At 55.3% G+C, this 22,477-nt stretch carries 22 protein-coding genes; 8 read left to right on the top strand and 14 right to left on the bottom strand.

Annotated features, from left to right (window positions below):
- Window positions 1-26: 26 nt before the first annotated feature.
- The 3 genes from QP400_RS02960 to QP400_RS02950 are packed head-to-tail and all read right to left on the bottom strand — an operon-like array spanning window position 27 to window position 3,492.
- The gene (locus tag QP400_RS02960) at window positions 27-2,288 is read right to left on the bottom strand and encodes a phage/plasmid primase, P4 family (protein WP_048708028.1); all 2,262 of its coding nucleotides are present in this window, start codon (window positions 2,286-2,288) and stop codon (window positions 27-29) included.
- On the bottom strand, window positions 2,285-2,722 hold the full coding sequence (locus tag QP400_RS02955; protein WP_048708031.1) for a DUF7768 domain-containing protein: 438 nt from the start codon (window positions 2,720-2,722) through the stop codon (window positions 2,285-2,287). Before QP400_RS02955 ends, QP400_RS02960 begins: the two co-directional genes overlap by 4 nt.
- The gene (locus QP400_RS02950; RefSeq protein WP_048708034.1) at window positions 2,719-3,492 is read right to left on the bottom strand and encodes a phage antirepressor; all 774 of its coding nucleotides are present in this window, start codon (window positions 3,490-3,492) and stop codon (window positions 2,719-2,721) included. Before QP400_RS02950 ends, QP400_RS02955 begins: the two co-directional genes overlap by 4 nt.
- A gap of 156 nt (window positions 3,493-3,648) precedes the next feature.
- Here QP400_RS02950 and QP400_RS02945 point away from each other — a divergent pair, with 156 nt between their 5' ends.
- Entirely contained in the window at window positions 3,649-3,831 is a 183-nt protein-coding gene (locus QP400_RS02945; protein WP_048708039.1) for a hypothetical protein, read from the top strand.
- Window positions 3,832-3,834: 3 nt separating this feature from the next.
- On the opposite strand, the gene QP400_RS02940 is transcribed toward QP400_RS02945, so the two are convergent.
- From QP400_RS02940 to QP400_RS02910, 7 genes are all read right to left on the bottom strand, one after another.
- Window positions 3,835-5,802 (bottom strand): DNA polymerase, encoded by a 1,968-nt coding sequence (locus tag QP400_RS02940; protein ID WP_274734504.1) that lies wholly within the window; start codon window positions 5,800-5,802, stop codon window positions 3,835-3,837.
- Between the two features lie 77 nt (window positions 5,803-5,879).
- Entirely contained in the window at window positions 5,880-6,437 is a 558-nt protein-coding gene (locus QP400_RS02935; RefSeq protein WP_486389515.1) for a DUF2815 family protein, read from the bottom strand.
- A 15-nt stretch (window positions 6,438-6,452) separates the two neighbouring features.
- Window positions 6,453-7,589, bottom strand: a complete 1,137-nt coding sequence (locus QP400_RS02930) for a DUF2800 domain-containing protein (RefSeq protein WP_007000765.1) — start codon at window positions 7,587-7,589, stop codon at window positions 6,453-6,455.
- On the bottom strand, window positions 7,576-7,989 hold the full coding sequence (locus QP400_RS02925) for a hypothetical protein (protein WP_058237397.1): 414 nt from the start codon (window positions 7,987-7,989) through the stop codon (window positions 7,576-7,578). Before QP400_RS02925 ends, QP400_RS02930 begins: the two co-directional genes overlap by 14 nt.
- A complete protein-coding gene (locus tag QP400_RS02920) occupies window positions 7,986-8,222 on the bottom strand; it encodes a hypothetical protein (protein ID WP_058237396.1) in 237 nt (78 codons plus the stop codon). Before QP400_RS02920 ends, QP400_RS02925 begins: the two co-directional genes overlap by 4 nt.
- Window positions 8,223-8,227: 5 nt before the next feature.
- Window positions 8,228-8,917: a sigma factor-like helix-turn-helix DNA-binding protein gene (locus QP400_RS02915; RefSeq protein WP_285462506.1), complete on the bottom strand. Its 690-nt coding sequence runs from the start codon at window positions 8,915-8,917 to the stop codon at window positions 8,228-8,230.
- A gap of 351 nt (window positions 8,918-9,268) precedes the next feature.
- Window positions 9,269-9,541: a hypothetical protein gene (locus QP400_RS02910; RefSeq protein ID WP_274734509.1), complete on the bottom strand. Its 273-nt coding sequence runs from the start codon at window positions 9,539-9,541 to the stop codon at window positions 9,269-9,271.
- 111 nt (window positions 9,542-9,652) lie between these two features.
- On the opposite strand from QP400_RS02910, the gene QP400_RS02905 reads away from it, so the two are divergent.
- The 7 genes from QP400_RS02905 to QP400_RS02875 all read left to right on the top strand — a co-directional run bounded on the left by QP400_RS02905 (window position 9,653) and on the right by QP400_RS02875 (window position 20,102).
- Window positions 9,653-10,504: an NBR1-Ig-like domain-containing protein gene (locus QP400_RS02905; RefSeq protein WP_486389516.1), complete on the top strand. Its 852-nt coding sequence runs from the start codon at window positions 9,653-9,655 to the stop codon at window positions 10,502-10,504.
- Complete coding sequence (locus QP400_RS02900; RefSeq protein WP_058237393.1) at window positions 10,501-10,731, top strand: helix-turn-helix domain-containing protein; 231 nt, start codon at window positions 10,501-10,503, stop codon at window positions 10,729-10,731. The genes QP400_RS02905 and QP400_RS02900 overlap by 4 nt, the downstream gene beginning before the upstream one ends.
- Window positions 10,731-12,383: a site-specific DNA-methyltransferase gene (locus tag QP400_RS02895; protein ID WP_285462500.1), complete on the top strand. Its 1,653-nt coding sequence runs from the start codon at window positions 10,731-10,733 to the stop codon at window positions 12,381-12,383. Before QP400_RS02900 ends, QP400_RS02895 begins: the two co-directional genes overlap by 1 nt.
- 12 nt (window positions 12,384-12,395) lie before the next feature.
- The gene (locus tag QP400_RS02890; RefSeq protein ID WP_285462498.1) at window positions 12,396-15,038 is read left to right on the top strand and encodes a DEAD/DEAH box helicase; all 2,643 of its coding nucleotides are present in this window, start codon (window positions 12,396-12,398) and stop codon (window positions 15,036-15,038) included.
- Window positions 14,941-15,990 carry a HamA C-terminal domain-containing protein gene (locus tag QP400_RS02885; protein ID WP_285462496.1) on the top strand — a complete coding sequence of 350 codons (1,050 nt, stop codon included), beginning with the start codon at window positions 14,941-14,943 and terminating at the stop codon, window positions 15,988-15,990. The genes QP400_RS02890 and QP400_RS02885 overlap by 98 nt, the downstream gene beginning before the upstream one ends.
- The gene (locus QP400_RS02880) at window positions 15,983-18,622 is read left to right on the top strand and encodes a DEAD/DEAH box helicase (protein ID WP_231723461.1); all 2,640 of its coding nucleotides are present in this window, start codon (window positions 15,983-15,985) and stop codon (window positions 18,620-18,622) included. Before QP400_RS02885 ends, QP400_RS02880 begins: the two co-directional genes overlap by 8 nt.
- 439 nt (window positions 18,623-19,061) lie before the next feature.
- Window positions 19,062-20,102, top strand: coding sequence for an NAD(P)-dependent alcohol dehydrogenase (locus tag QP400_RS02875; protein WP_004808218.1), 1,041 nt, complete (start codon window positions 19,062-19,064; stop codon window positions 20,100-20,102).
- A gap of 24 nt (window positions 20,103-20,126) precedes the next feature.
- On the opposite strand, the gene QP400_RS02870 is transcribed toward QP400_RS02875, so the two are convergent.
- From QP400_RS02870 to QP400_RS02855, 4 genes are all read right to left on the bottom strand, one after another.
- Window positions 20,127-20,732 carry a DUF4232 domain-containing protein gene (locus QP400_RS02870; RefSeq protein ID WP_004808215.1) on the bottom strand — a complete coding sequence of 202 codons (606 nt, stop codon included), beginning with the start codon at window positions 20,730-20,732 and terminating at the stop codon, window positions 20,127-20,129.
- A gap of 408 nt (window positions 20,733-21,140) precedes the next feature.
- Window positions 21,141-21,578 carry an immunoglobulin-like domain-containing protein gene (locus QP400_RS02865; protein WP_176744636.1) on the bottom strand — a complete coding sequence of 146 codons (438 nt, stop codon included), beginning with the start codon at window positions 21,576-21,578 and terminating at the stop codon, window positions 21,141-21,143.
- Between the two features lie 167 nt (window positions 21,579-21,745).
- A complete protein-coding gene (locus QP400_RS02860) occupies window positions 21,746-21,982 on the bottom strand; it encodes a hypothetical protein (RefSeq protein WP_004808212.1) in 237 nt (78 codons plus the stop codon).
- An 80-nt stretch (window positions 21,983-22,062) separates the two neighbouring features.
- On the bottom strand, window positions 22,063-22,323 hold the full coding sequence (locus tag QP400_RS02855) for a hypothetical protein (RefSeq protein WP_004808208.1): 261 nt from the start codon (window positions 22,321-22,323) through the stop codon (window positions 22,063-22,065).
- Window positions 22,324-22,477 lie beyond the last annotated feature (154 nt).

Below are 22,477 nucleotides of genomic sequence, written 5' to 3'. Positions count from 1 at the left end.
TGCACCGGTCTGCACCCTCATAACTTTCAGCTGTTGAATTCGCTGGTCAGGGCCAGCCCGTAGACGCGGATACCGGACTTGGTTTTCTTGCGCTCGAATCCTGCTTGTTCGCATGCGGCGTTGAAGTCGACCATCGGGCGCGCCCATCCTGAGGTGTTTTGCGCCCACGCCCGATACGTCTGATAGAGGTCACCAGCCCTCTCCGATAATCCGTCCTCGACGTCGCACGAGTCCTCAAGGAACTGCGAGAACCAGTCGTTATCCTCCTTATATGCTTGCGAGGCTTGAACCACCTGAGGCGGCGGAGTGAGCTTGTATCCCTCACTGTGAATGAGGCGCGCTCCCTCCATGATCCAGGAAAGGATTGCTCCGCCCGCTTTTTCGAACAGGTGGTCGGCGTAGTTCTTCACATCCGTGTCGCCTTCGATGGTGGCGTTGAACGGGATGACGATGAGCCTGCGCCAGATGCCTGCGTCCATGGCTCCCACACGCGGCAGGTGATTCGTGTAGAGCACGAGCGTGTGGGAGGGTGTGAAGGCGAAGGGATCCTTGAACTTTTTCTCTGCCGAGATCTGATCGGTCGAAGCCAGCTGTTTGACGTTCGAGGTTGATAGGCGCATGCCTTCCTCGGTTTCAGCCGCGATCAAGAGCCGTTTGCCTCTGGCTTCGGCGAGTTCGGGTTTGACGTTGCGGCGCACCCCGACAGTGAGCGCGTCGGCTGAAATCGTGCCCGAATACGTCCCCAACACTCGGGCGATAGTGTTCCAAAACGTTGACTTGCCGTTGCGGCCGTCCCCGTAAGCGATGACGAGCGCTTCGACGAAAACCTGACCGATAGCCGCCAGGCCGACAATGCGCTGCACGTAACCAATCAACTCAGGATCTCCTTGGAAGAAGACGTCGAGCGCGTCGGCCCAGATCTGTGCGCCCTCCTCGCTGGGGCTGACAGCGGTCTGCTTGGTCAGCAGATCGGCTGGGTTGTGCTCGTGGCTTGTGCCGTCGCGTAGATCCCAGGTACCTGACGGGGTGTTGAGCTGGTAGGGGTCGACGTCAAGGTCACGGATACGTACCTGCAAGATTGGCCCGGCTTCTTTCAACGTGGCCGTGATATTGCGTGACAAACGCCGAGATAGAACAAACTTGTGGTAGTTCTTTGCCTCATCCCACGCTCGAAACGCGGTCGCTTGCACAGGCGTGAGCTTCGCGATGCCGCGGGCTTTCGACGAGGCGGAGGCCATCACGAGATCTGCGCCGGTTGCCGTCATGGTCTCCCACGTCGATGCGATCAGACGGTCGGCTTCTTCCAGCTGGCGGGAAGTCAATTCCTGAACCACGCCCTGTGCGGATAAGTCGTTCTCATCCCACACGCCATGGTCGTAGACGAGCCACTTGGTAGCCAGTGAGTAGCGGATCTTGTTCGCATACTCGCCAGCCAATGTGTCTGCCTGACCTACATCGGAAAAATCATCCGGACGCAAACCCGCCAACGCCTCATACGCCTCAGGCGGCAGATAGCCTGGATCAGCAGCAACCTTCGAAGCAAACCTGCACGCGCTATTCCAAATCGTCTGTAATTCGCCCTCGCTGAGCGGTGGCTCGCAGAGGTTGGCTTTGCGGTCGAACAAGTCACGCGCCTGGTCTGTATCGCCGTAGCGGATGAGGACCCTGCCTGCGAAGCGTGAGAGTGTAGCGTTACGTGAGCCCTCACCAATGACCAAAGTGCTTTGATCGAAGGCGGCGAACACGTCGATCTCGTCAGCCGCATCAAGCCATGCATCGAGGAGCTGATCACCTTCATGCACCGTCACTACCGCGTTCGACGCCCCGTAGATGAAACGTCCTGCATCCAAAGCATTACGGTCGAAGAAGGAGAACCGTGATGCGAGGCGGTGCTTGAGCCCCGCATAGTCGTCTGCGTCGCGTATTTCATGTATTGGGAAGTAGACGTGGAAACGCGGCCTGGCCGACACCACGCCCTTCGGTTTCTGGTGATTACGAGACGTGGCGGTCATGAACTCCACACCAGCCATCAACTCGGCGAGCTTCTCCGGGGTGACCCACTCGGACTCGGTGTCGGTGTGATCGTTGTCGATATCCATCACCACGCAATCCGAGGAGATGAAGGCTGCAGTTGAGCGGCGATCATTCACATACGTGGCAGCCACGTGATCAAAACCCGCGACCGCGCTCAGCGAGGCCGCGTCAGCGACGATGTGCTGGTTCGGGTAGTGGTTATTGTTCTGCACACCTGTAACCGTGGCAGCAAACAGAGTGAAGGACGTGGTCATGGCGTGACCTCCTTGAAATCAGAATCGAAATACTTAATCGGCAACTCGAGGTCGCGCGCCCACCCGATCTCTAAGCGCATACCAGGGCTCACGCGTCCGACATATGCCCACAGCGCTTCGCACTTGGCGAGCAACACCCTGTTGAAAAACATCGCCAACTCACGCTGATCGGGATCGGCGTCGTCCATGAACTGGGGATAGTGCAGATGCGGAGCGAACGGGATCTTGCCCGCGCTTACTGCAAACCCACAGAATTGACGGGCGAGCTCAACGTTCGCCTCGGTGTCACCTGAGTAGGGCGAGCAGATATAAACCAAGGGTCGGTAACCGAATAGTTCGCGCTGGAGCTTCTTGAGCGCGTGGTAGCTCGTCAGGTCCAGATAGCCTTCGGTGTTCTTCTTCGAAAACCCAATATCAAGAGTCGCGACAGTCATGCTTGCACCTGACTTTCACGCTCAATCACCGGGAGAATGCCGAGCTGGTTCTTGAGCAGGTCGTAGATGAACAGACGTCCCTTCTGGGTCCAGTACATGTGGGTGCGGGTCTGGCCTTCGCCGTATTCGTGGGTCTTGGACTGGGTGTATCCCTGCTCGGCGTACTTCGCGTACAGGAACCACCGGCCCGACTGATGGAACTGCACGCGAGCATCACGCAGGATCCGGTTGAGCTTCTTCGCGGAAAGTCCGTAGTCCTTCGCAATCGCAGTCGTCGTCAACAACGAATCCGATTGCAACACAACGTCGTAGTACGAGACTTTCGGTTCCGCTTCGAGCAGGGCTTGCTCTGCTGCCAGGCGCTTGGCCCGTTCGGCCCGCAGAGTGGCGATGGCATGCTCCAGGAATTCATCGTCAGCGAGTAGTTCGTCGTATGCGTACATGCCGTGGCGGCGAATCGTCGGTAGCACTTCATCGAACACCCAGGCTTCGAACTTCTGTGCTGCCGGGAGCTTTGAAGAGATGATGAGGCGATAGAGGTCACCTTCGGTAATGAAGGTGGCTTCTTGTTCGCGTCCCATGGCATCGACGATGGGGTAACGTTTTAGACCCCCATCGGCGCGAGCATGATCGCGTACTGCCTTGCTGGCGTTAACGTAGCCGAGCGCAGTGGCGACGTCCTTCCCACAAAACAGCGTCTGGCCATCATTGGTGATGGTGCGGATGGTGCCGAACACGTCGTTGGTGAATGTTTGAATCTGGTTTCCCATGGCGGGGTTCCTTCCCGAGACCCCGTCGAGAAAAAGTCGTGCCGGGCGGCACAAGGAGTTAAGGGCCTCACCCCACTGCCGACGAACCTAAAAGTGTTAAATCCATGCAGGGTATACCCCGCAGACAAACAGTGCTACACGAGCGATCATGGAGATATGGGTGAGATTGATAAAGCCACGGTGTGGGCGATGGCAATGCGCATGCGTCTCTTTGCGTTCTTGGAATACTTACACGATCTTGACAACGATCCAGCGCCCTCTGCTGCGAATCAGCAGATCGCCGCGTATCTTCGAGAGTTCATGGAAACCGACCCGAAGCTGCTGCTCGGCGACGAGTAGGAGTTAGTCCTTGCGGTAGTAATCGCATTCGTAGCCGTCGGCGTCGAGTGGGAGCCCTGCTGCCCAGTCGGGCGGTGTCGTCATGAGCTCGCACGCGTCAGCAACGGTGAAGCCCGAATCTGTGGGTTCGTCGATAACGATTTCGTCGTGAACATGCATCACAATCTGGTGCCCTGCCTCGGCGACTGCGTGCATGCCAACCACGAGCAGATCACGAGCGATCGCCTGCACGATATTCTCAACCAACTTCCCTCCGTAGGTTTCGAGATGTCCCCATTTTCTGGCGGTGGTGGTGCCGGTGTAGGTGATGGATGTGCCGCCCCAACGGTTCTCCCCAAGACGCGGCTGCACATACGCAAGTCGTCTGTCTGAGGGGAGTTCGATGAAGAGAATCCCGGACTCGACGGTAAATCGCAGATTCCGCAGCCGGATCGGCTGGCGCAACGTGATTGCAGCGATAGCGGCTTCTTCGACGTCTGCCCAGAGCTGCACGACGTGTGGGTTAGCTTGCCGCCAGGCGTCCACGATCGGTTTGAGCTCATGCTTGGCTAAACCCATGGTGAGTGCTCCCATGCGCTCCAAAGCGCCCGTTGAGCCGCCAAAACCACAAGCCAAAACTGCTAATTTTCCTTTCTGCCGAAGCTCACCATTAACGCCGTGTTTTTCGACTGGCACTCCGAACATACGGCTCGCGGTTTCGCAGTAGAGGTCTTTACCTTCACGGAAGGCTTGAAGGGTGGTGGTTTCTCCTGCGAGCCATGCGATGACACGTGCTTCAATTGCAGAGAAATCAGCAACGATGAACCTGTGCCCAGGTGAAGGGATAAACGCGGTACGGATGAGTTGGCTGAGGGTGTCGGGCACGGACTCGTACAGAAGCTCAAGGGCATCGAGGCTGCCTGTTCTGACGAGCGATCGGGCTTGGTCAAGATCAGGCAAATAATTCCTGGGGAGGTTCTGGACTTGGACGAGGCGTCCGGCGAAACGTCCGGTACGTCCTGCGCCGTAGAACTGGATGAGCCCACGTGTACGGCCATCGGATCCTGCGACGTTTTGCATGGCCTGGTATTTCTTGACGCTTGATTTCGCTAGATCGCCGCGAAGTTCGAGGACTTCTTTCACCTCACCGGTCGCAGTATCGAGGGCTGCATCGACGTCGGCTTTGGTCAGCGATTCGAGTTCGCAGCCGTGCTCGCTCAGCCATTGTTTGAGCTGGATCGGCGAGTTCGGATTCTTCAACCCAGTCAATGTCTGTGCCCGAGCGAGTGTCGCGTTGCGGTGGTGCTCGTCCACGGCAACGGCATTATCGACGAGCGTGTGGTCGAGAAGAATCCCGGCATCATTAATGCGTTGGTCGAGGGCGTAGGTGTCCCATTCGGCATCGGGCATCGGAAAAGACGCCAGTCTGTCGTGGATGGCTTGTTCGACTTCGACGTCGCGCCGGTTGTAGTCGATAAACCGTGCCCAGCCGGTCGGGTCAGCTGATGGTGGGTTCCTGTGTTTGCCGCCGTTCAGGACTGAGGGTGTGGCGGGTGTGCAGAACTGCTTGATCAGCTTGCGCCCCGCAGAATCTTTTTGGACGTCAAGCTTCAAAACTGTGGCTACTGCATCGAGGCTCATCGGGAGACCAAGGTAGGCCGACCAGATCATGGTGCAGCGCCACTGCCTTGGGCCAAGAAACCCATCAGCGAGAAGCTCGGGATGATGAGTGCGTAGCCAAGCGGACAAGCAGACTCGCTCGAAGGCGGCGTTATGCGCCCACTTGACCACACCCGAATCCACTAAAGCCGCTAGAACCTCATCGGGCAGGGTCTCGCCGCTGGCAAGATCCACTATTTCGACTGGGCCGCCGTCAATCGAATAGCCGAACAGGAGTAGCTCGAAGTCTGGGTGCTCGGCATACGGGTAAACGCCCGCCTTGGCGAGCTGAACTGGACTGAAAGTCTCGATATCGCAGAAGAGTGTTCGCATGACGGGGTTCCTTTCACATAGAAGAAAAGTGGAGGGAACCAACAAGATGTGCTGATTCCCTCCACGTGTGGGGATGGTTAGTTCAGGAAGTCGTCATCAGCGGCGAAGGCACCGAAGTCGGTCTCAGCGGAAACTCGTCCACCGCCAAGGCTCTCGCCGTCACGGGTCTTTTGGATATTGCCGAGTCCGCAGGCGATGCCTCGGTTGCCATTCGTGTTAAACGCATAGAAACTGAGGCTGACACGGGCATAGCAGCCCGAGTACACTTCGGCGCGGTCCAGGATCGGGGCGACGCTCTGATCGACGATTTGGGGAGCGGTCAGGGAGTTCGCGTTGAGGAAGTAGGCACCCTTGTAGGCTTCGTCGTCACGCTCAATATCCCCATCACGCAGCGGCAACTTGAGGGCGGCCTTGTTGGGGCGCTTTCCACCAAACTTGGCCGTCCCGGCCTCGATCGCCGCATCCACCGCGCGCTCGATCGCAGTGATCGTGGCGGTATCGGACTTCGGGATGATCAGGGAGACGGAGTACTTGGGCTTGCCTCCCTGGATGGAGTTCGGCTCCCACACGTGTGCGTAGGATAGGCGTACTTCGCCGGTCACAATACGAGTTGTGTTAGTCGTTGACATAATCATTCTTCTTTCTACTAGTTACTTGTTTGGTTGAAAATCGGTGGCCGCACTCACCAGGTCAAGCGCTGGCCGTTTATCGGATGCAGGCACCAACGTGGGTTTGCCTGCAGGTTTGATCACGAGATCACCGAGGATCTCGTTGAAGGCGGGTTTACCCATGAGGCGTTCCATCGCTGTGAGGGTGATGAGCTTGCGGTCATAGATGTCCCTATAGCCAGCCGCCTCAGCCGCTGCAGCGACATCGGTTTCGGAGGTGTATTTGCGGATCGACCGGCCGGCGACGAGCTTGAAACCAGTCCAGCGCTTGCCCTGGTTCACCGCTTGGGAGAGCGCGTATGCTTCGACATCCGCCGCCCAGGTTTTGAGCTGCGGAATCCGGGCCAGCACGTCGGCAATCTCGCTGTCGGACAGTTCTGCTGGCGGGGCGAACTCCAACCTGGCCAGCGCAAGATTGGCTTCAGCTCGCGCCCGACACGTGGGTGCAATCTTGCAGAACTGACACCACGAGCCCGGACAAAACTCACCCTCGCCAGCTGCTGCCAGCTCAGCCTTCGGTTTCACTTCCGCTTCGGCCCAGTGCTCGAGTTCAGTGACGGAGATTTCCCAGGTGTCGACGTTGCCCCGACGTGGCTGGTAGATCGTCACCGCTACGCGCTCGATGTCGTACAGGTCGCCGAAAGTGTGAAGGGCTCCGAGAGCGTAGAGCATCAACTGGGGATTACGCTCAGCCTCAACCAACACACCTTGCCCGTACTTCAGATCAATAATCTGCAAGGTAGGTTCGGCGATGATCACGCAATCCCCGGTGCCAAAACCTCCCGGAACCACATGGCTGAAATCCAGGCGCTGCTCGATGAGCACCTGTGGATCCCCACAGGTCTCCCGAGCCAGCGAGATGTGTTCTTGGACGTAGGCGACGTAGTCGTCTGTCAAGGTTTCCATCTCGTCATCAATCCAGGTCGAGACTGGCCGCTTCGAGCGCTGCTTCAAAGCGCGGCGGAGTTTGTGCTCGGCGAGGGCGTGTGCTGCGGTGCCTTGCTCGGCAGCCGCAGACGTGGATTCTGGCTCATCGGATTCGAGGCGGGCGGAGGGGGTGCAGTTGAGCCACCGGTGAGCACCAGAAGCTGAGAGGAGTGCGTGATCAGACGGTGCCATCAGCAATCTCCTTCGCTCGATCCAGCAGCCAGCCGAACTTCGCCGGATCCACCGCTGAGAGCTTGTCCGCACCAGCCTCGACGATCAGCTCACGAACCTTTGCCGTGTGACCTTGCGTTGAGAGCTCGGAAAGAAAAGCACGTACTTCTTCCAACGTCACCGTCGGTTCAGGTTCAACCTCTGGCTCGTCCGCAAGTAGTTCTGGCTGGGCGTGCGTGGCTGGGATGGTTTCGAAGGGTTCCTTGATCTGCAAGGCAAGCTCCGGGCGTTCACCAGGCATTCCTGCGTGGTCTTCGAAGCTCTCCTCAACGATCTGCTGAGCCCGCGCAAGCAAATCGGCGAGCGACCGCATCGTCTGATTTCCATCACGAATGAAGGCGTTAATTTCCGGCATCATCATTTGGATTCACCCGCCTTGAGAGCATCAGCCAGGGCCATGAGGTCATCGTCGCTGTTTTCGGTGATGTCGATCTGCTTGACCGAGTCACCGGGAACGAGAATCATGACTTTGCGTGGGGTACCAAGCAGTAGGCGCATGAGCCGTTCACGCAGCGTCACATTCTTGGTGGCGACGATTCCGGGGTCGTCAGGGATATGCCGGGCAATATGAAGCTTGAGACTATGTCGAGCCATCGGGCTTACCTTTCTTCCTCATTTGTGGGAGCAGCCCGGTTGGCTTCTCCCTTCACCCCACTGCCGACACCACCGAAAGTGTTAAATCGGGCCTCCTCAACCGCCTGCCGGATCAGCGGTTTTACCTCTGCCACCAGCTGCGATACCCGAGCACGGGTCAACCCCATATCGCGCGCCACCTGTGCCTGATTGAGCTTGTCGGTTGCAAGCAGACGCGTCATCACCTCACGATGCTGAGGATCCAAAGCAGCGATGACGCCACACATGACCTTGAGCTCAAGGACGTGCTGGGCGTTGTCTTCACGTTCAATGACCTGGTCTTCAGCGCTGATACCCGGTGAAGCAGGGTCAAGATCGATCTCGAGCATCTGCTCATACGAAAACGGTGCGTTGTTCGGGACGCGGCATCCACGTCGAGGACCGCACCCAGCCCCACACGTACATTTCTTCTTACCCTTGCCGCGATCGGCGCGAACCGCCTTATGCGTGGCCGCTTCTTCTGCGTTCCACAACTCGTCCAGAATCTTCTGCGGTGTGCAGGGCTTAACCTGGTCGAGCGGAACACCAGTAGCGGCGGCGCGTTGCTGGCGGTCGGTTGCGATCATGAGAGCGAACTCGCCAGGGTCAATGTCGAAAGTGTCAGTGATGGACTCGTTCTTGTTGTTATCTGCTTCGTGCCTGAAGGTGACCTTCATCGAAGGATCTCCATTTCTCCGGGAATCCCGGTGATTTGGAGACCTGATCTGTTTGGCTCAGATCACTGGTGAGAACTACTTGGAAGACGACAAAGGCGAGCCACCCCACATACCCCTCAGTGAAGAAGGGTTGGGTGAGGTGGCCCGCCGAGCGCTCCCAGAGCAGGTCTCACTAGTGATTTGTTTGTCTAACCCCACGGCCTGCACCCGCCATAGGGCTTGCTCATCCGCCAGATGAGCTCCCGAACAATCACGCTCAGGCTTGGAGAACGTCAGTACCGGTGGCCACCAGCGCTACCGTCCCCACCCACCCGGCCCGCACTGTGTCGAAACCGAGTGGGCTGTGTACGGCTACTTGCCGCGCTTGAGCGGCTTAGTCTGCGCCAACGCCGAAGCGGCAACAGACTTCGAGTCCTTGCCATAACGGCCATTGGTCAGAATCTTCGACGCCTTGGACGCCACCTTCGCGGACGTCTGCTTACGGTTCCTCCCCATGTGCTTCACCTCCTTCGCTCTTGCTACGACACCCACCATCACTTGATGCGTGTTCATGAGCGTTAGCGCGAGTCGGCGTGCGATAATGAGATAGAAGTTGTTCGTCTCGTCGGCTCGTGTTTTGCTCACATACTCATCAAACGCTGTGGTTTTGGGACTTCAGATCGTTGAGAGAAGCAAAAACTGGGACTTCTGGGACTAGTTTGGGACTCGGCATAGAGGAGCGTGACGCACATGGGTTTGCCCGAGTTTTGTCGCGCTGTTTACAAGCGGAAGAGTCCCATCACTAACCAGGCAAAATTTGTCCAAGCCGTATTCCAACACGCTGGCAGTGCAGAGCGGTTAGACGACGAGTACGCGCGAAAGATCTTTACCGGAGCGAAACCGATCTCCGAACCGCAATACGAATCATTTCCTACACAGGTGAGCAAGAAATCGTTGCATGATTTCCTTCTTACCCACCTGACGCCCCTCCCAAGCACACGGGCCACATTGGACGACCGCTGCCAAGAAGTCGGCAAAGACACCGGACTGCCCTCAACCCTCACTATCGAACCAGAAGCATTCATTTGGGCACTCACAGATTGGTTCGACGCGATCATCCACGATCCAAACCATTGCGATGTCCTTGAACACTGCTACCGACTTCGCCTTGAAGACCAGGAACCAGAAGAAATAAACCCCGTGCCGCAGCCGCTCTATCAAGGAGATCGCGTCGACGTCACGGAACCGCCCGCACTGCAAAAACACAAGCCAGGGTTTTGGGTCGAGTTCACTCACACATGGACACTGCGCAACGTTGGCAGCATCGACTGGACCAGTCGGACACTCGTCTGTACGAATCCGACAGACTCGCGACTACGACCCGTCGGCACCACACAGATTGCCATTCCTGACAGCCCACCAGCGACAGCGAGGTTCATCAAGATTTCTTGCACGTTTCGGGCGCAAGGCTACGAAGGAGCAGCCTCAAGCCACTGGGAAATGCGCAACCAGGAAGGCGAGAACTGCTTCCCTCGTGAAAGCGCGACCTTCAATGTCGATGTCACAGTTATTAACCCGGATCTTCAAGCGATAAGGCAGGAACGATGAGCGAAGCTGAATTAGAAAACTGGGTCACCATGAAAGAAGCGCAAACTCACCTCGGGGTGCGCCGGGAAACCATCACGAAATGGATAACAACCCATAATCTCCCTGCCTATAAAGTCGGCAGGGTCTGGAAGTTCAAACTCTCAGAAATCGACGAATGGGTCCGCACCGGTCAAGCCGCAGAAGAACCACATCCCAACAACCCTCACGAGCCTAAGGAGGAACGCTAATGCCAGAACTGAACTGGGTCGGCAAAGACAAGGTGATCACCCACCACCTCGACGTTCCCTACCGCGTCCTCGACCGCCAATACTCATATGACGAGCACGGCCAACACGATGGGGACAACGGCTCACAGAACATGATTATTCATGGTGACAACCTCGAAGCCCTCAAAGCTCTACTACCAAAGTACGAAGGCAAGGTTGACTGCATTTATATCGATCCTCCCTATAACACAGGCAACGAAGGCTGGATCTACAACGACGCCGTCAACGACCCACGAATCAAGAAATGGCTTGGCGAAGTCGTCGGCAAAGAAGGCGAAGACCTCTCCCGCCATGACAAATGGCTATGCATGATGTATCCAAGGCTTCGCCTGCTCCAACGCCTGCTCGCACCAACCGGAGCCATCTTCATCTCGGTCGATGACAATGAAGCAGCCAACCTCCGCCTCATCTGCGACGAGATCTTTGGTCTCGCATGCTTTGTTGCCGATATAGCCGTGGTGAACAACTGGAAGGGTCGTAGCGACGCTAAGTATGTCGCTACCGCCCATGAACATCTCCTCTTCTATCGTGGAGTCGATTTCATCACTCGTGGCGTTCCATTGCCCGAGGAGTACGTCAAGGATTACCGGCATGAAGATGAACATGGAAGGTATCGTGAACTAGGTCTCAGGAAACGCGGCGCAGGGGCAAAACGCGAAGATCGACCCAACATGTACTACCCGTTTTCATATAACCGCAAAACTGGTGAACTCAAATTGGGTAACTCGCAGTCAAAAGAAGAAATCGAAATTTATCCACGCTTGTCCGATGGAACCGACGGGCGATGGCGCTGGGGTCGGGAAACTGCCCGAGAACGAATCGGCGAGTTGACGGTAAAGAAGGTTCGCGGTCGTGACGAGTTCGACGTTTTCCAAAAGGATTATCTAGATCTTGGTGGAGTGAGACGCGCCAAGCCTAAATCTGTTTGGATGGGTTCCGAGTTTTCGGCAGAGACCGGCACACTTCAGGTCAAAAAGATATTTGGGCGGCGTGATTTTGACACACCTAAGCCAATTGAGCTGATTCAGCTTTGCCTCGAACAGGCAACAAACAAAGATTCCATAGTCTTGGATTCCTTTGCTGGATCGGGAACAACCGCCCATGCAGTGCTTGCCACAAATCAAGCAGACAATGGAAGCCGAAAGTTTATTCTGGTCGAACTTGGAGACTACGCAAACGAAGTCACAGCTGAACGCGTAAAGCGAGCCATCGAGGGGTACGGCTCTGGCAAGAATAGGACAGGAGGTACGGGAGGTGACTTCTCCTTTTATGAGCTTGGCGCGCCGCTTCTTGTTGAGGGTGATTTGAATCCTGATGTTCCTCTTGAGCGGGTTCGTGAGTATGTGTGGTTCACCGAGACGGGGCAGCCGTTCTCGAATCCGCCCAGTGCCCATCCGTATTTCTTAGGACGGCATGAGGATGCATCGTTGTTTTTCGTATATGAGCCGGATCGGGCAACGGTTTTGGATCGTGACTATCTGGCTTCGATCCCTCCTGAGTGTGCGGCTAGTTCGTATGTGATTTATGCCGACACGTGTTTGTTGTCGGATGAGGAGCTGCGCTCTCTGAATATCACGTTCAAGAAGATCCCTCGGGATATCACCCGTCTCTAAGGAGTGTTGGTTATGGAGTTGAAGAAGTATCAAAACCGGGTGATCGCCGATCTAGAGGATTACCTCACCCAGCTCAACGAGCAGCCTACGCTGAACGATGCTTTTAAGATGTTTTGGGAGTCTCGCCAGATTGAGGTTGGCACCCCGCAGATGCCGGGCTACCAGAATGTGATCGATGGTGTTCCGCACGTGTGTTACAAGGTTCCAACTGGCGGTGGGAAGACGTTCTTGGCTTGTGCGTCGGTGAAGCCGATATTTGAGGCTTTGCCGCCGACGCGGAAACAGGCTGTGGTGTGGCTGGTGCCGTCGGATTCGATTTTGACGCAAACCTTGGCGGCGTTGAAGAATCCGGCCCATCCGTATCGGCAGAAGTTGAACGCTGATTTTGGTGGCCGAGTTGAGGTGTATTCGAAAGAAGAGCTGCTGGCAGGGCAGAATTTCAGCCCGTCGACCGTGGCTGAGCAGCTGTCAGTGATGGTGCTCTCGTATGATTCGTTCCGCTCACGAACAAAGGACGGACGCAAGGCATACCAAGCTAATGGGAATCTCGCCTCGTTCGCGACCGCGTTTGGTGCCCCGGAGCAGCCGATCGAGAACGCGGATGAAACTGCACTGTTCCAGGTGATTAACCAGTTGAATCCCGTCGTTATCGTGGATGAGTCGCATCACGCGACGAGCACGTTGAGCCAGGAGATGCTCACGAATTTCAACCCTGCATTCATTCTTGATCTAACCGCAACCCCGAAGCGGCAAGCAAACGTGATCTCGTATGTGGATGCGCTCTCACTTAAGAACGAGAGCATGGTCAAACTTCCGGTCATCGCATACAACCGGGCGTCACAAAAGGATGTTGTCACAGACGCGATCGACCTGCGTCGTTCACTAGAAATCGCTGCTACACAGCAGTATGAAAGTGGTGGCGCTTATATTCGCCCAATCGTGTTGTTTCAGGCTCAGCCGAAGACGAGCGAGGACGCTACCTCGTTTGAGCGGCTGCGTGACAAGCTCGTCAAGGCGGGTATTCCTGCAGAGCAGATCGCGATCAAGACCGCCGACGTAAACGAGCTTAAAGGCGTTGACCTGCTCAGCAAGGAGTGCCCGATCAGGTTCATCATCACCGTGAACGCGTTGAAGGAGGGCTGGGATTGCCCCTTCGCCTATATTTTGGCGTCGTTGGCGAACAAGACCAGTCAGGTCGATGTTGAGCAGATCCTTGGCCGTGTTCTGCGCCAACCCCACGCCAGGAAGCAGCCGAACACGTTGTTGAACATGAGTTACGTGTTGACCTCCTCGAACGATTTCGGGACCACGCTCAATCAGATCGTTGCGGGGCTCAACAGTGCCGGATTCTCCAAGCGTGACTTCCGTGCAGCCGATCAAGTAGCTTTCGACTTCACTGGCACGGACCAGCCAAGCAAACCTGCCCCAACGTCCCCAGTCGCAGGGGAAGGTATGGACGTTGAAGAGTTCTTGGAGTTTGACGAAGAACAGGTTGCAGCTGATCTGGATGCGCGAGAAGAATCCGCTAGTTCACCAGAGCCTTCGGCGGATCCGACGGTTGCTTCGATGATTGAGCAGGCGGCTCAGCAGGGTGCGGACTATGAGCAGGAGGTCGAAGAAGCTGCACAGATGGGTGAGGGCTTCGTACCTTCAGATTTGGAGGATGCTGTGGACACGAGCTTCGTCAACCACGAATTTGATGACGAGATCGAAATCCTTCGCCTTCCCCAATTCGTCATCCAAGAACCCGGATCAGCATTGTTCCCGACCGCTCATGAGGGATACAACGAGCTCAAGCACGAGGCACTAGCCGGTGACTTTGACTTAAAGACGAAAGACATCGACATTGACCTGTCGACGGCCGATGAGCAGATGTACAAGATCGACGTGCGAAAGGACTCCGAGGTTCCTAAAGCCTTCCGGATGTCGAGTACCGATCAGAAATTCATGCGCGAACACTTCTCGAAACTGAGCGTCGAAGGACAAAAACGCAACACGGCAATCGCCATCTACGATCGGATCAAACCGATCAATTCGATCACTGACTCTGACTTGCGCGCATACATTGTGCGGATGGTTGAAGCGTTTGGCACCGAGCAGCTGCTGACATTTCAAGAGCATCCGCATGCGGTAGCAAGCAAGGTCAAGCAAAAAATCGATGGTCTTTTGGAAGCGCACAAAGTCAAGAGATTCTATGAGGATATCGAGACCCGCCGCGTTGATGTTCAAGCGTTATACGCGTTTCCGAAAGCGATCCAGCCCATTCATGCCTCCTCCCTCATTGGTGGCTCCCTGTATGAGGCCGAAGACAAGATGAACGGATTTGAGCTCGAACTCGCTGGTCGCTTCTCTGGAATGGACAACGTTCGCTGGTGGCACCGGATCATTGAACGCAAGGGCTTTTGCCTCAACGGTCCGTTCAACCACTACCCAGATTTCGTCGTGATGACCGCTAGCGGCACCATCGTGGTTATCGAGTCCAAGGGCGAGCATTTGAAGAACGACGATTCTAACCGCAAGATCAGGCTCGGCCGGGCGTGGGCGAACATGTCTGGCAATGACTACCGCTACTACATGGTCTTCGAAGATGGCGTCACTCCGCCTGACGGGGCGATCACTTTGTCGGAGCTCGTGCGTATCCTCGAAAAGCTGTAGGCGGGAAGGACACCTCTTGGGAGAAGACGAGATGGCACAGGCAACGATTACGCCAACGCTGCGCGGCGACACATTCGCGTCCACGTTCACCGAAGTGGCCCATTCGAACACGTTAGGTCTTCGAAACGACGAACAGTTACGCCTGTTCCATCTGTCTATCCAAAACAACCGCTTCGACCACACGGCCCTCGTCAAGTTCCTCAAACGCAACGTTGGACGCTACGTCTTCTCCCGCGCCGAATACGAAGGCTACAAACAGCGAGACGATCTCGAAGAAGTTGCTCTCGACGCGGTAAACCGGATGCGTTCACAACAAGACGGCATGGGGTTAGGTGAAATCTTGCTCTACGTCCTGCTCGAACAAATCCTCGAAGCACCCAAAGTGATGAGCAAGATCGAGCTCAACCAGGCCCGAGGCCAGATCCACAGCCGCTGTGACGCCATCCACCTACTCACACCAGACGGTCAGCGAACCACCAGCAGCATCGTGTTTGGAACCTCCAGCGTGGTCGGCAACATTGGGGATGCCATCACTGCAGCATTCGACCGCGTTGTAGATATAGAACAGAATCGCTCAGACGAGGTTCAGCTCGCCGAGCAAACTGTGTTCACCAAGACCCTCGACCCAGCAACAGCAAACTACGTCAAAGATCTGCTAATCCCGAAGCCGGGTGGAGCACCCGAGTTTGATACCGCTTATTCGATGTTCCTGGGCTACGACATCGGTCTCGATCCGAAGAACTATGGCAACCAGCAATATCGGGCTGCGCTCGATCAGAAAATGCAGGGAGATATCGCCGCGCACGCCCAAATCATCGCCAACGAGATCAACACCCGAAACCTCGATAACTACTCGTTCTACATTTACGTTGTGCCTCTCAACGAAGTAGACGTTGACGCGGACGCAATTATGGATGGGCTCGTGGGTGGGCCAGGTGGTAGCCATGTCTGACAAGAAATTAACAGTCGGCGAGCTCGTATTTTCTGACATCGACTCCAACGAATTCCTCAAACAGCTGTACGCCAACCTGCTCTACAACTACGGCTTACATCGATTGGGGCTGGCGGATCGTCACCCATACGACGTGGATCTTGAAGCCGCCCTGCGATTCGCAGACCTGCTGTCGAAATCAATCCACCCCACCAATCGTGACCGACACAGGGTGTGGGCGCAAGAAATCGCGCTCCTGTGCCACATTCTCTACCCACAAGACGCGCGAACGAAAGCATACGTTCCTGCAATCTTCACCACGCTAGGTAACTACCCAGGCCTGAAGCAGTTGGGTGTGACTTCCGATGCGGGCATCCTCGACGCCGCATTCAACGCCTACCAAGCCGAATACCTCACCGTGCCCGGTGATAAGTCGATGAAGTTTTTCGCGCCGCAAAAGAAGATCTACGACCGCCTGAACGACGGCAAGTTTTCCTTCTCGGCCCCAACGTCACTGGGCAAGTCCTTCATCATGCGCACCTTCATCACCAACCAGATCAAATCCGGGGTGACAGCCAACTTTGCGATCATCGTGCCGTCAAAAGCGCTGATCAACGAGACCCGCTCGAAACTGATCGCTGACCTCGGCGAAGACCTTGAACGGCACAACTATCGAATCGTCAGTGCCGCTGGTGACATCGTGCTCGAAGGCGATCACAACTTCATCTTCGTGCTCACCCCAGAACGCTTGCTTTACCTTCTGATCGGCAAACCTGCAATCGAATTCGAGTACGTCTTTTTCGACGAATCACACAAACTCTCAGGCAAGAACAGCCGCGCCCCGTTCTACTACCAAACCGTGACAATCCTTCAACACCGCCACAGACCACCACACTTCATCTTCGCTTCACCCAACATTCCCAACCCAGAGGTATTCCTAAGGCTGGTTGATCCAAACTCTGACGAAAATGAAACCAACGCGGTCGCAACCCAGTATTCGCCAGTCGCGCAATTCAAATACCTCGTCAACCTGCACGAGAACACCATTTCCAGCTACAACGACCACACCCAAGAATTCACGCACCTAGCCTCACTTCAAGCTCAGGACGCTACCGCACAGGGCGTAACCCGATTTGTTAGTGAATCATCACGAGGTTCAGATCATCGTGGGCAAACCATCGTGTTTCATTCTGCCCGACATCACGCAGTGCAAGCGGCGCGTGACTATGCCCAGGGTTTGGCAGACCTCAACGATAAAGACTTGGACGCTCTCGCAAAAGACATCGAACGCGACGTCCACGAGGACTACTACCTCAGCGGTCTCATCCGTAGAGGCGTCAGCTACCACATCGGCTACCTCCCGCCAGCGATCCGCGAACGCATCGAAGGCCTGTTCCGCGAAGGCAAAATCTCGACACTATTCTGCACCAGCACGCTCCTCGAAGGAGTCAACCTTCCCGCCGACAACCTCGTCATCACAACCAACAAAATCGGCAGAGCAGGAATGACAGCAGTCGACTTCAAGAACCTGATCGGCCGAGTCGGGCGTATCGAGTTCAACCTCTACGGCAACGTATTCATCATCGTGGGCAACCAACTTGCATCCGAGCAAAAGGCCAAGGAACTCCTACAAGCGAACGTTCCTGCACAGAAGCTATCCGTGCAAACTGACTCACAAATTATCAGCAAGAAAATGAAGCAAGGTGTCGTCAAGGATCTACAGGAAGGTCGCATCGAATTCTCCAAAGGGAATGAGAGCTATGAGCGTTATGATATGAAACGCAAATTCGGTCTCATGCTCTTGCGCGACATCACTACCGGACGTCAAAGCCTGGTGCGTGAAGAATTCTCTGACTATCTTGACGAACAGGCTACCAACAGCATTATTGCTACTTTCTCGCGACGCGAAGGCCAACAAGATGACGATATCAATGTCTCCGTTGACCAGGCAGAAGCGCTGACGCACGCAATCCAAGCTGGACTCCAGTATCCACAACTTTCTCCAAACGGAAAGTTCAGTTACGACGAGACCCTCGCGTTTCTTCAGCGGCTTGCCTCAATCTTCAAATGGCGAATTTACAATCCCGAGACGTTAGGGAGAACAACCAAGGGAAGTGACCAGCTCGCTATGCTGTCCTGGTACACCGTCCTCCTGTTGCAGTGGATGGAGGGACACGGTTTGCGTTCCATCATGAATCGTGCAATCGAGCATCACCGGAAAACTGGAATTGTGTGGATCAATCGGCAACCGAATCGCTACCTAGATTCGAAAGAACACCGAAACCTTGTTTTTAGTGACACGCTTGAAGCTATTGAGCAAGTAATCCTTTTTGAGCTATCGAATTACTTTCTTAAATTCTCCAACGAATACAAGAAGGTCCACGGAAAAGAGCAGTTCGACAACGACTGGTACGAATACGTCGAGTACGGCACAACGAAACAGGAAACCATCCTTCTCCAACGACTCGGATTCACCCGCGAGAGCGCCACTTACATTCGAATCAACGTCTCCAATGCAATCTTCCTTCACGAAGGAAAACCCCACCTGAACCCGATTCTCCTCGAAAGCTCGAACATCAACGTCCGCAAAGAAGCCAACGAAATCAGATACAACGTGCCAGAAGCCTTCTCGATGCCAGATTTCTTGTTCTAACACCCTCGTCTGATACCCGCTAACGCAAGCATTCCCGCAGACCCCCTCAACCAGAAACGTGCCCCTGCCGCGCGGACGTCATGGCGACGAGCACCAGATCACCGGACCTCCAGCGAGCCAACGAACAACCCCAGAAACGACAAAACCCCTGCTCAACAGGGGTTCAAGGGTTCAAGCGGCTTTTATCATTTTCGACGTCTAAGTATCCAAGAGAGGGCAACCACGAAGGAAGCTTGCTTTCGGTCGTTGTTATCCCGAACGCAAAAGGGTCGTAGGGGCAGTAGGGCGAAACAGCCACCTCAAAAAGCAACCGGCACAACTATTAGCTCCCTTGTTGATTTCACCCAAACGCATCAACACATTTCCTACACTTGTGAATGGCGGGCTGCAGGTTAGTTCGCCCGGCTACGATGCCGCGTCGATGTAGGAGGAAATCAAAATGGCTACCTATGACATTCCTAAGACAATGCGAGCGAACGTGCTGCTTGGGCAGCAGAAAATGCAGATGGAGGAACGGCCCGTTCCTACGCCCTCGGCCGGGCAATTACTGATCAAAGTACTTTCGGTGGGCGTGTGTGGTTCCGACGTGCACTACTACAAAACCGGTGAATGCGCCGGCTTCCAGGTAGAAGAGCCGCTAATCCTAGGCCACGAAGCATCCGGCGTAGTGGTTGCAGCCGGAAGCCCGGAGGATGAAAACCGCGTCGGCGAACGCGTCTCAATCGACCCGCAAGTGCCCTGCCGGAAATGCCGCTACTGCAAGACCGGTCATCTAAACCTGTGCCCACAAATGCAGTTTTACGCTACTCCCCCGGTCGACGGCACATTCTGTGACTACGTGTTAGCGCCAGCAGATTTTGCCTTCACCGTCCCAACCCAGATGAGCAACAACGCGGCCGCACTTCTTGAACCCTTCAACGTCGGCTTGTGGGCAAACATGGAAGCCCACACCACTTTGGGTTCCCGCGTTTACATCACCGGTGCGGGCCCGATCGGTACCCTGACCGCATTGGCGGCCAAGAGCTTCGGAGCATCGGAAATCATCGTTTCCGAGCCCAACCCCACCAGGCGGGAAATGATCCTAAAACACGGCGCGACCAAAGTCGTCGACCCCACCGAGGACGGATTCACAACGGACGGCATCGAAGCTGACGTTTTCATTGAATGCACCGGAGTAACCGACGCCATCCAGTCCGGCCTCTACGCGTTAGCCCCCGCAGGCACCTGCGTGTTCGTAGGCATGGGCTCAAACATTGTGCCCCTTGACGTTGCCCGAATTTCCGTGCGCGAATTGATCGTGACCGGCCTGTTCCGCTACGTACACACCTGGCCTAAGTCGATCGCCGCCGCAAGTCAGCCCTTCGTAAATTTGGACGAGCTAGTAACTGCCGAGTTCACCCTTGAAGAGGCCGAAGAGGCCCTAACTTCGACGGGCGATCCTACCTCGTTAAAGTCCGTCGTAGTGGTAAACAAGGAATAGGTTCACCTTTCTGGTAGCCAGGGCCTATTCCGCCTTGGCTACCGGAGCGACCGACGCGTTTACGACCTCGGAAGAACACACCGCAACCTCAAAATCAGTGCTTAGCGCATTCCGCTCCTCGGGAGGGTAGACCTTAAGCGCCACACTCTTTTGCGGGTTACATCCCTCAAAGTTCTGCGCGTTAGCAATCTGAAGATTGCTGGTAGCATGCTCCCCGGACTGCAGGGTTATGAGCTCTTTAGCGTCGCCCTGACGCTTAGCCGGTTCGCCGATCTGATCCCCGCCTGCATCAGTAAAGGAGACTCCGGGGAAACCGTAAATATTGCAGCTCTCCTTCGAAATGTTGGTTAGTTTCAGCTGGTAATACTGTGACCCTGCACCCGCGCCCCCCTCGGGCTGGACAACTTCCAATTTCAGCCCCTTAGAGCGGCAACGCTTCGGTTTGCCCTGCGGCGTTGCTTCCTTCTCTAGAGGGCGGGCCGATTGACTCTGGCTGCTCTGTTCCTTTGGCGAAGCAGTACTGGCATTACTTACCCCAGCGGAGCGGTTAGCTGAACCCGCGCACCCGGCAAGCCCTACCAGAGCTAGTAGTACGCACACGCCAGCGGCACCTTTTTGCTGTGTCTTCATACCAGTAAGCCTAGAGGGCGAAGCTTGGGTGTGCATTGGCAAGAAAGCAATAGCTATGTATCTTGCCAACCTGGTTTAAAAGGTTTGGGTCACCTTTGGTGGACCCCAAACTCAGAGTAATTTACTTACTCCTAGCGCCTCTTCCCACCCAGAGTTAGGAGGACGCCGCCAGCCATCAGCAGCGCTGCGACAATACCTGTCAAGAGTGCTGCGGTACCCGTTGTTGGACAGGGCAGGTGCGGCCTTGGTAGTGACTACCCTACAGCCCTCAGACAGCTGATCCTTCTGGGGTTGCTGCTCCTTTTGAGCTACAGCAGACTTGCTGTCGTTCTCACGTAGCAGCAGAAGCGGGCTTTTCCTCTTCAGCAGGATTCGGCTTTTCTTCCTCAGCAGGCTTCAGCTTCACGGTTAGCGTGGCAGTCTTTTCCACCTTTTCCCATCGGGGTTAGTCACGGTGTAACGAACCCTGTATTCGCCCGACTTATTCACGTTAATCTTGGCTACGTCCTCGACATTCGGGAGGATGCCCTCCCAGTTGGCACCAGTAGAGCCGACCACTAGCGAGGCCGGATCAAAGTTTTCCCCGTAAGCAAGAGTATTTTTCTTCACCTCAAGAGTGGGGGCGGGATGCTTGACGACCAGTTTGGCCTTCTCTACAGTCTTGCCACCGTACTTATCGGTAACAGTAAACGTCAGTTCGTACTCGCCAGGCGTATTGACGTCATAGGTACCTTCTACCTTGGCCTTATCACTCAGGGAGTTGCCGAGATCATCGGTCGCGGTTGCAACCATGCTGGCCGGATCGAAATCCCCCCCTTGCCTGATGGCCTTATCCTCTACTGTCAAAGTAGGCAGCTTAGCCCACTCAGCGGACAACTTGACGATCTCGCCCCGGATATATACCCAACGTTAATGTCCGGATCAACCTCGGTGAACGGATAAGGATTATCCCTATCAAATTCCTTTGGCTTATTAGCCTTATTGGCTTCCGGATCCAGCTTGGAGGTTCCGATCTAACCAACAAAAGTGTAGTCTTCGCGCACCGGAGCAGAGGGCTTGTACACCGTGCGGAACGGGGCAGTGAACAGCGCGTAACGGTTGGGATCATTAAAGTCCACATCGGATTTGCGGGGATCCGTCCACGTACCGCCTTTCAGGTCAAAAATAACACGATTGAACTGGTGCATCTGCCAGGCACTTGGGTAGGTACTACTATTCCCCCTGGGCTCGTACTTATCGATGCCGAGCACCTCGTAGGCCTTAGCCCTTCGCCCACAACCGAGCGGGTAATAGCTCCATTTATTTCCGCGCTACCAGTGCAACTCATAGTTCATTGCGGCTGCATGTTGATCCTGTCTGACAGAACCCAACCAGCAGGAATCTTATATGTACGATTCTGCTCTAACGTCATGAATCCTTCCGGATTCTTCGGATCAAAAGCAACAAATAGGGCGCTTTGCGCCCGACTTGGCAGCCTATATCTGAAATCGACAGGCTTATTCGCGGCATTTGCAACTAGAGCTTGGCCGGAAACAGCCAAGCTTAAAGCTGCGACAGCCCACAGCGGTCTTGATTTACGATTTATTGCCATCGCATTCCCTCACGGTTCGTGTCACCCTACTATGCAGGCAAAAATTCGCACTCACATTAAGGCACGTGAATGTTTCTAGCTAGAGGCAAATGAGCCTATTAAAAATGCGAACCCGGCAAAAAATAATACGTTAGTGATTATTGATGTTTTTATA

The sequence above is a fragment of the Winkia sp. UMB3158 genome (assembly GCF_030217145.1).
Taxonomy (GTDB): domain Bacteria; phylum Actinomycetota; class Actinomycetes; order Actinomycetales; family Actinomycetaceae; genus Winkia; species Winkia anitrata.
This window is presented reverse-complemented; position numbering and strand designations above follow the sequence as displayed.

Coding starts and splice junctions, on each gene's coding strand:
- QP400_RS02855 (WP_004808208.1), bottom strand. CDS start 22,323: ATGGCAATAAATCGTAAATCAAGACCGCTGTGGGCTGTCGCAGCTTTA.
- QP400_RS02920 (WP_058237396.1), bottom strand. CDS start 8,222: ATGGCTCGACATAGTCTCAAGCTTCATATTGCCCGGCATATCCCTGAC.
- QP400_RS02900 (WP_058237393.1), top strand. CDS start 10,501: ATGAGCGAAGCTGAATTAGAAAACTGGGTCACCATGAAAGAAGCGCAA.
- QP400_RS02950 (WP_048708034.1), bottom strand. CDS start 3,492: ATGGGAAACCAGATTCAAACATTCACCAACGACGTGTTCGGCACCATC.
- QP400_RS02895 (WP_285462500.1), top strand. CDS start 10,731: ATGCCAGAACTGAACTGGGTCGGCAAAGACAAGGTGATCACCCACCAC.
- QP400_RS02885 (WP_285462496.1), top strand. CDS start 14,941: ATGACTACCGCTACTACATGGTCTTCGAAGATGGCGTCACTCCGCCTG.
- QP400_RS02940 (WP_274734504.1), bottom strand. CDS start 5,802: ATGCGAACACTCTTCTGCGATATCGAGACTTTCAGTCCAGTTCAGCTC.
- QP400_RS02935 (WP_486389515.1), bottom strand. CDS start 6,437: ATGATTATGTCAACGACTAACACAACTCGTATTGTGACCGGCGAAGTA.
- QP400_RS02875 (WP_004808218.1), top strand. CDS start 19,062: ATGGCTACCTATGACATTCCTAAGACAATGCGAGCGAACGTGCTGCTT.
- QP400_RS02915 (WP_285462506.1), bottom strand. CDS start 8,917: ATGAAGGTCACCTTCAGGCACGAAGCAGATAACAACAAGAACGAGTCC.
- QP400_RS02930 (WP_007000765.1), bottom strand. CDS start 7,589: ATGGCACCGTCTGATCACGCACTCCTCTCAGCTTCTGGTGCTCACCGG.
- QP400_RS02890 (WP_285462498.1), top strand. CDS start 12,396: ATGGAGTTGAAGAAGTATCAAAACCGGGTGATCGCCGATCTAGAGGAT.
- QP400_RS02880 (WP_231723461.1), top strand. CDS start 15,983: ATGTCTGACAAGAAATTAACAGTCGGCGAGCTCGTATTTTCTGACATC.
- QP400_RS02870 (WP_004808215.1), bottom strand. CDS start 20,732: ATGAAGACACAGCAAAAAGGTGCCGCTGGCGTGTGCGTACTACTAGCT.
- QP400_RS02925 (WP_058237397.1), bottom strand. CDS start 7,989: ATGATGATGCCGGAAATTAACGCCTTCATTCGTGATGGAAATCAGACG.
- QP400_RS02945 (WP_048708039.1), top strand. CDS start 3,649: ATGGGTGAGATTGATAAAGCCACGGTGTGGGCGATGGCAATGCGCATG.
- QP400_RS02960 (WP_048708028.1), bottom strand. CDS start 2,288: ATGACCACGTCCTTCACTCTGTTTGCTGCCACGGTTACAGGTGTGCAG.
- QP400_RS02955 (WP_048708031.1), bottom strand. CDS start 2,722: ATGACTGTCGCGACTCTTGATATTGGGTTTTCGAAGAAGAACACCGAA.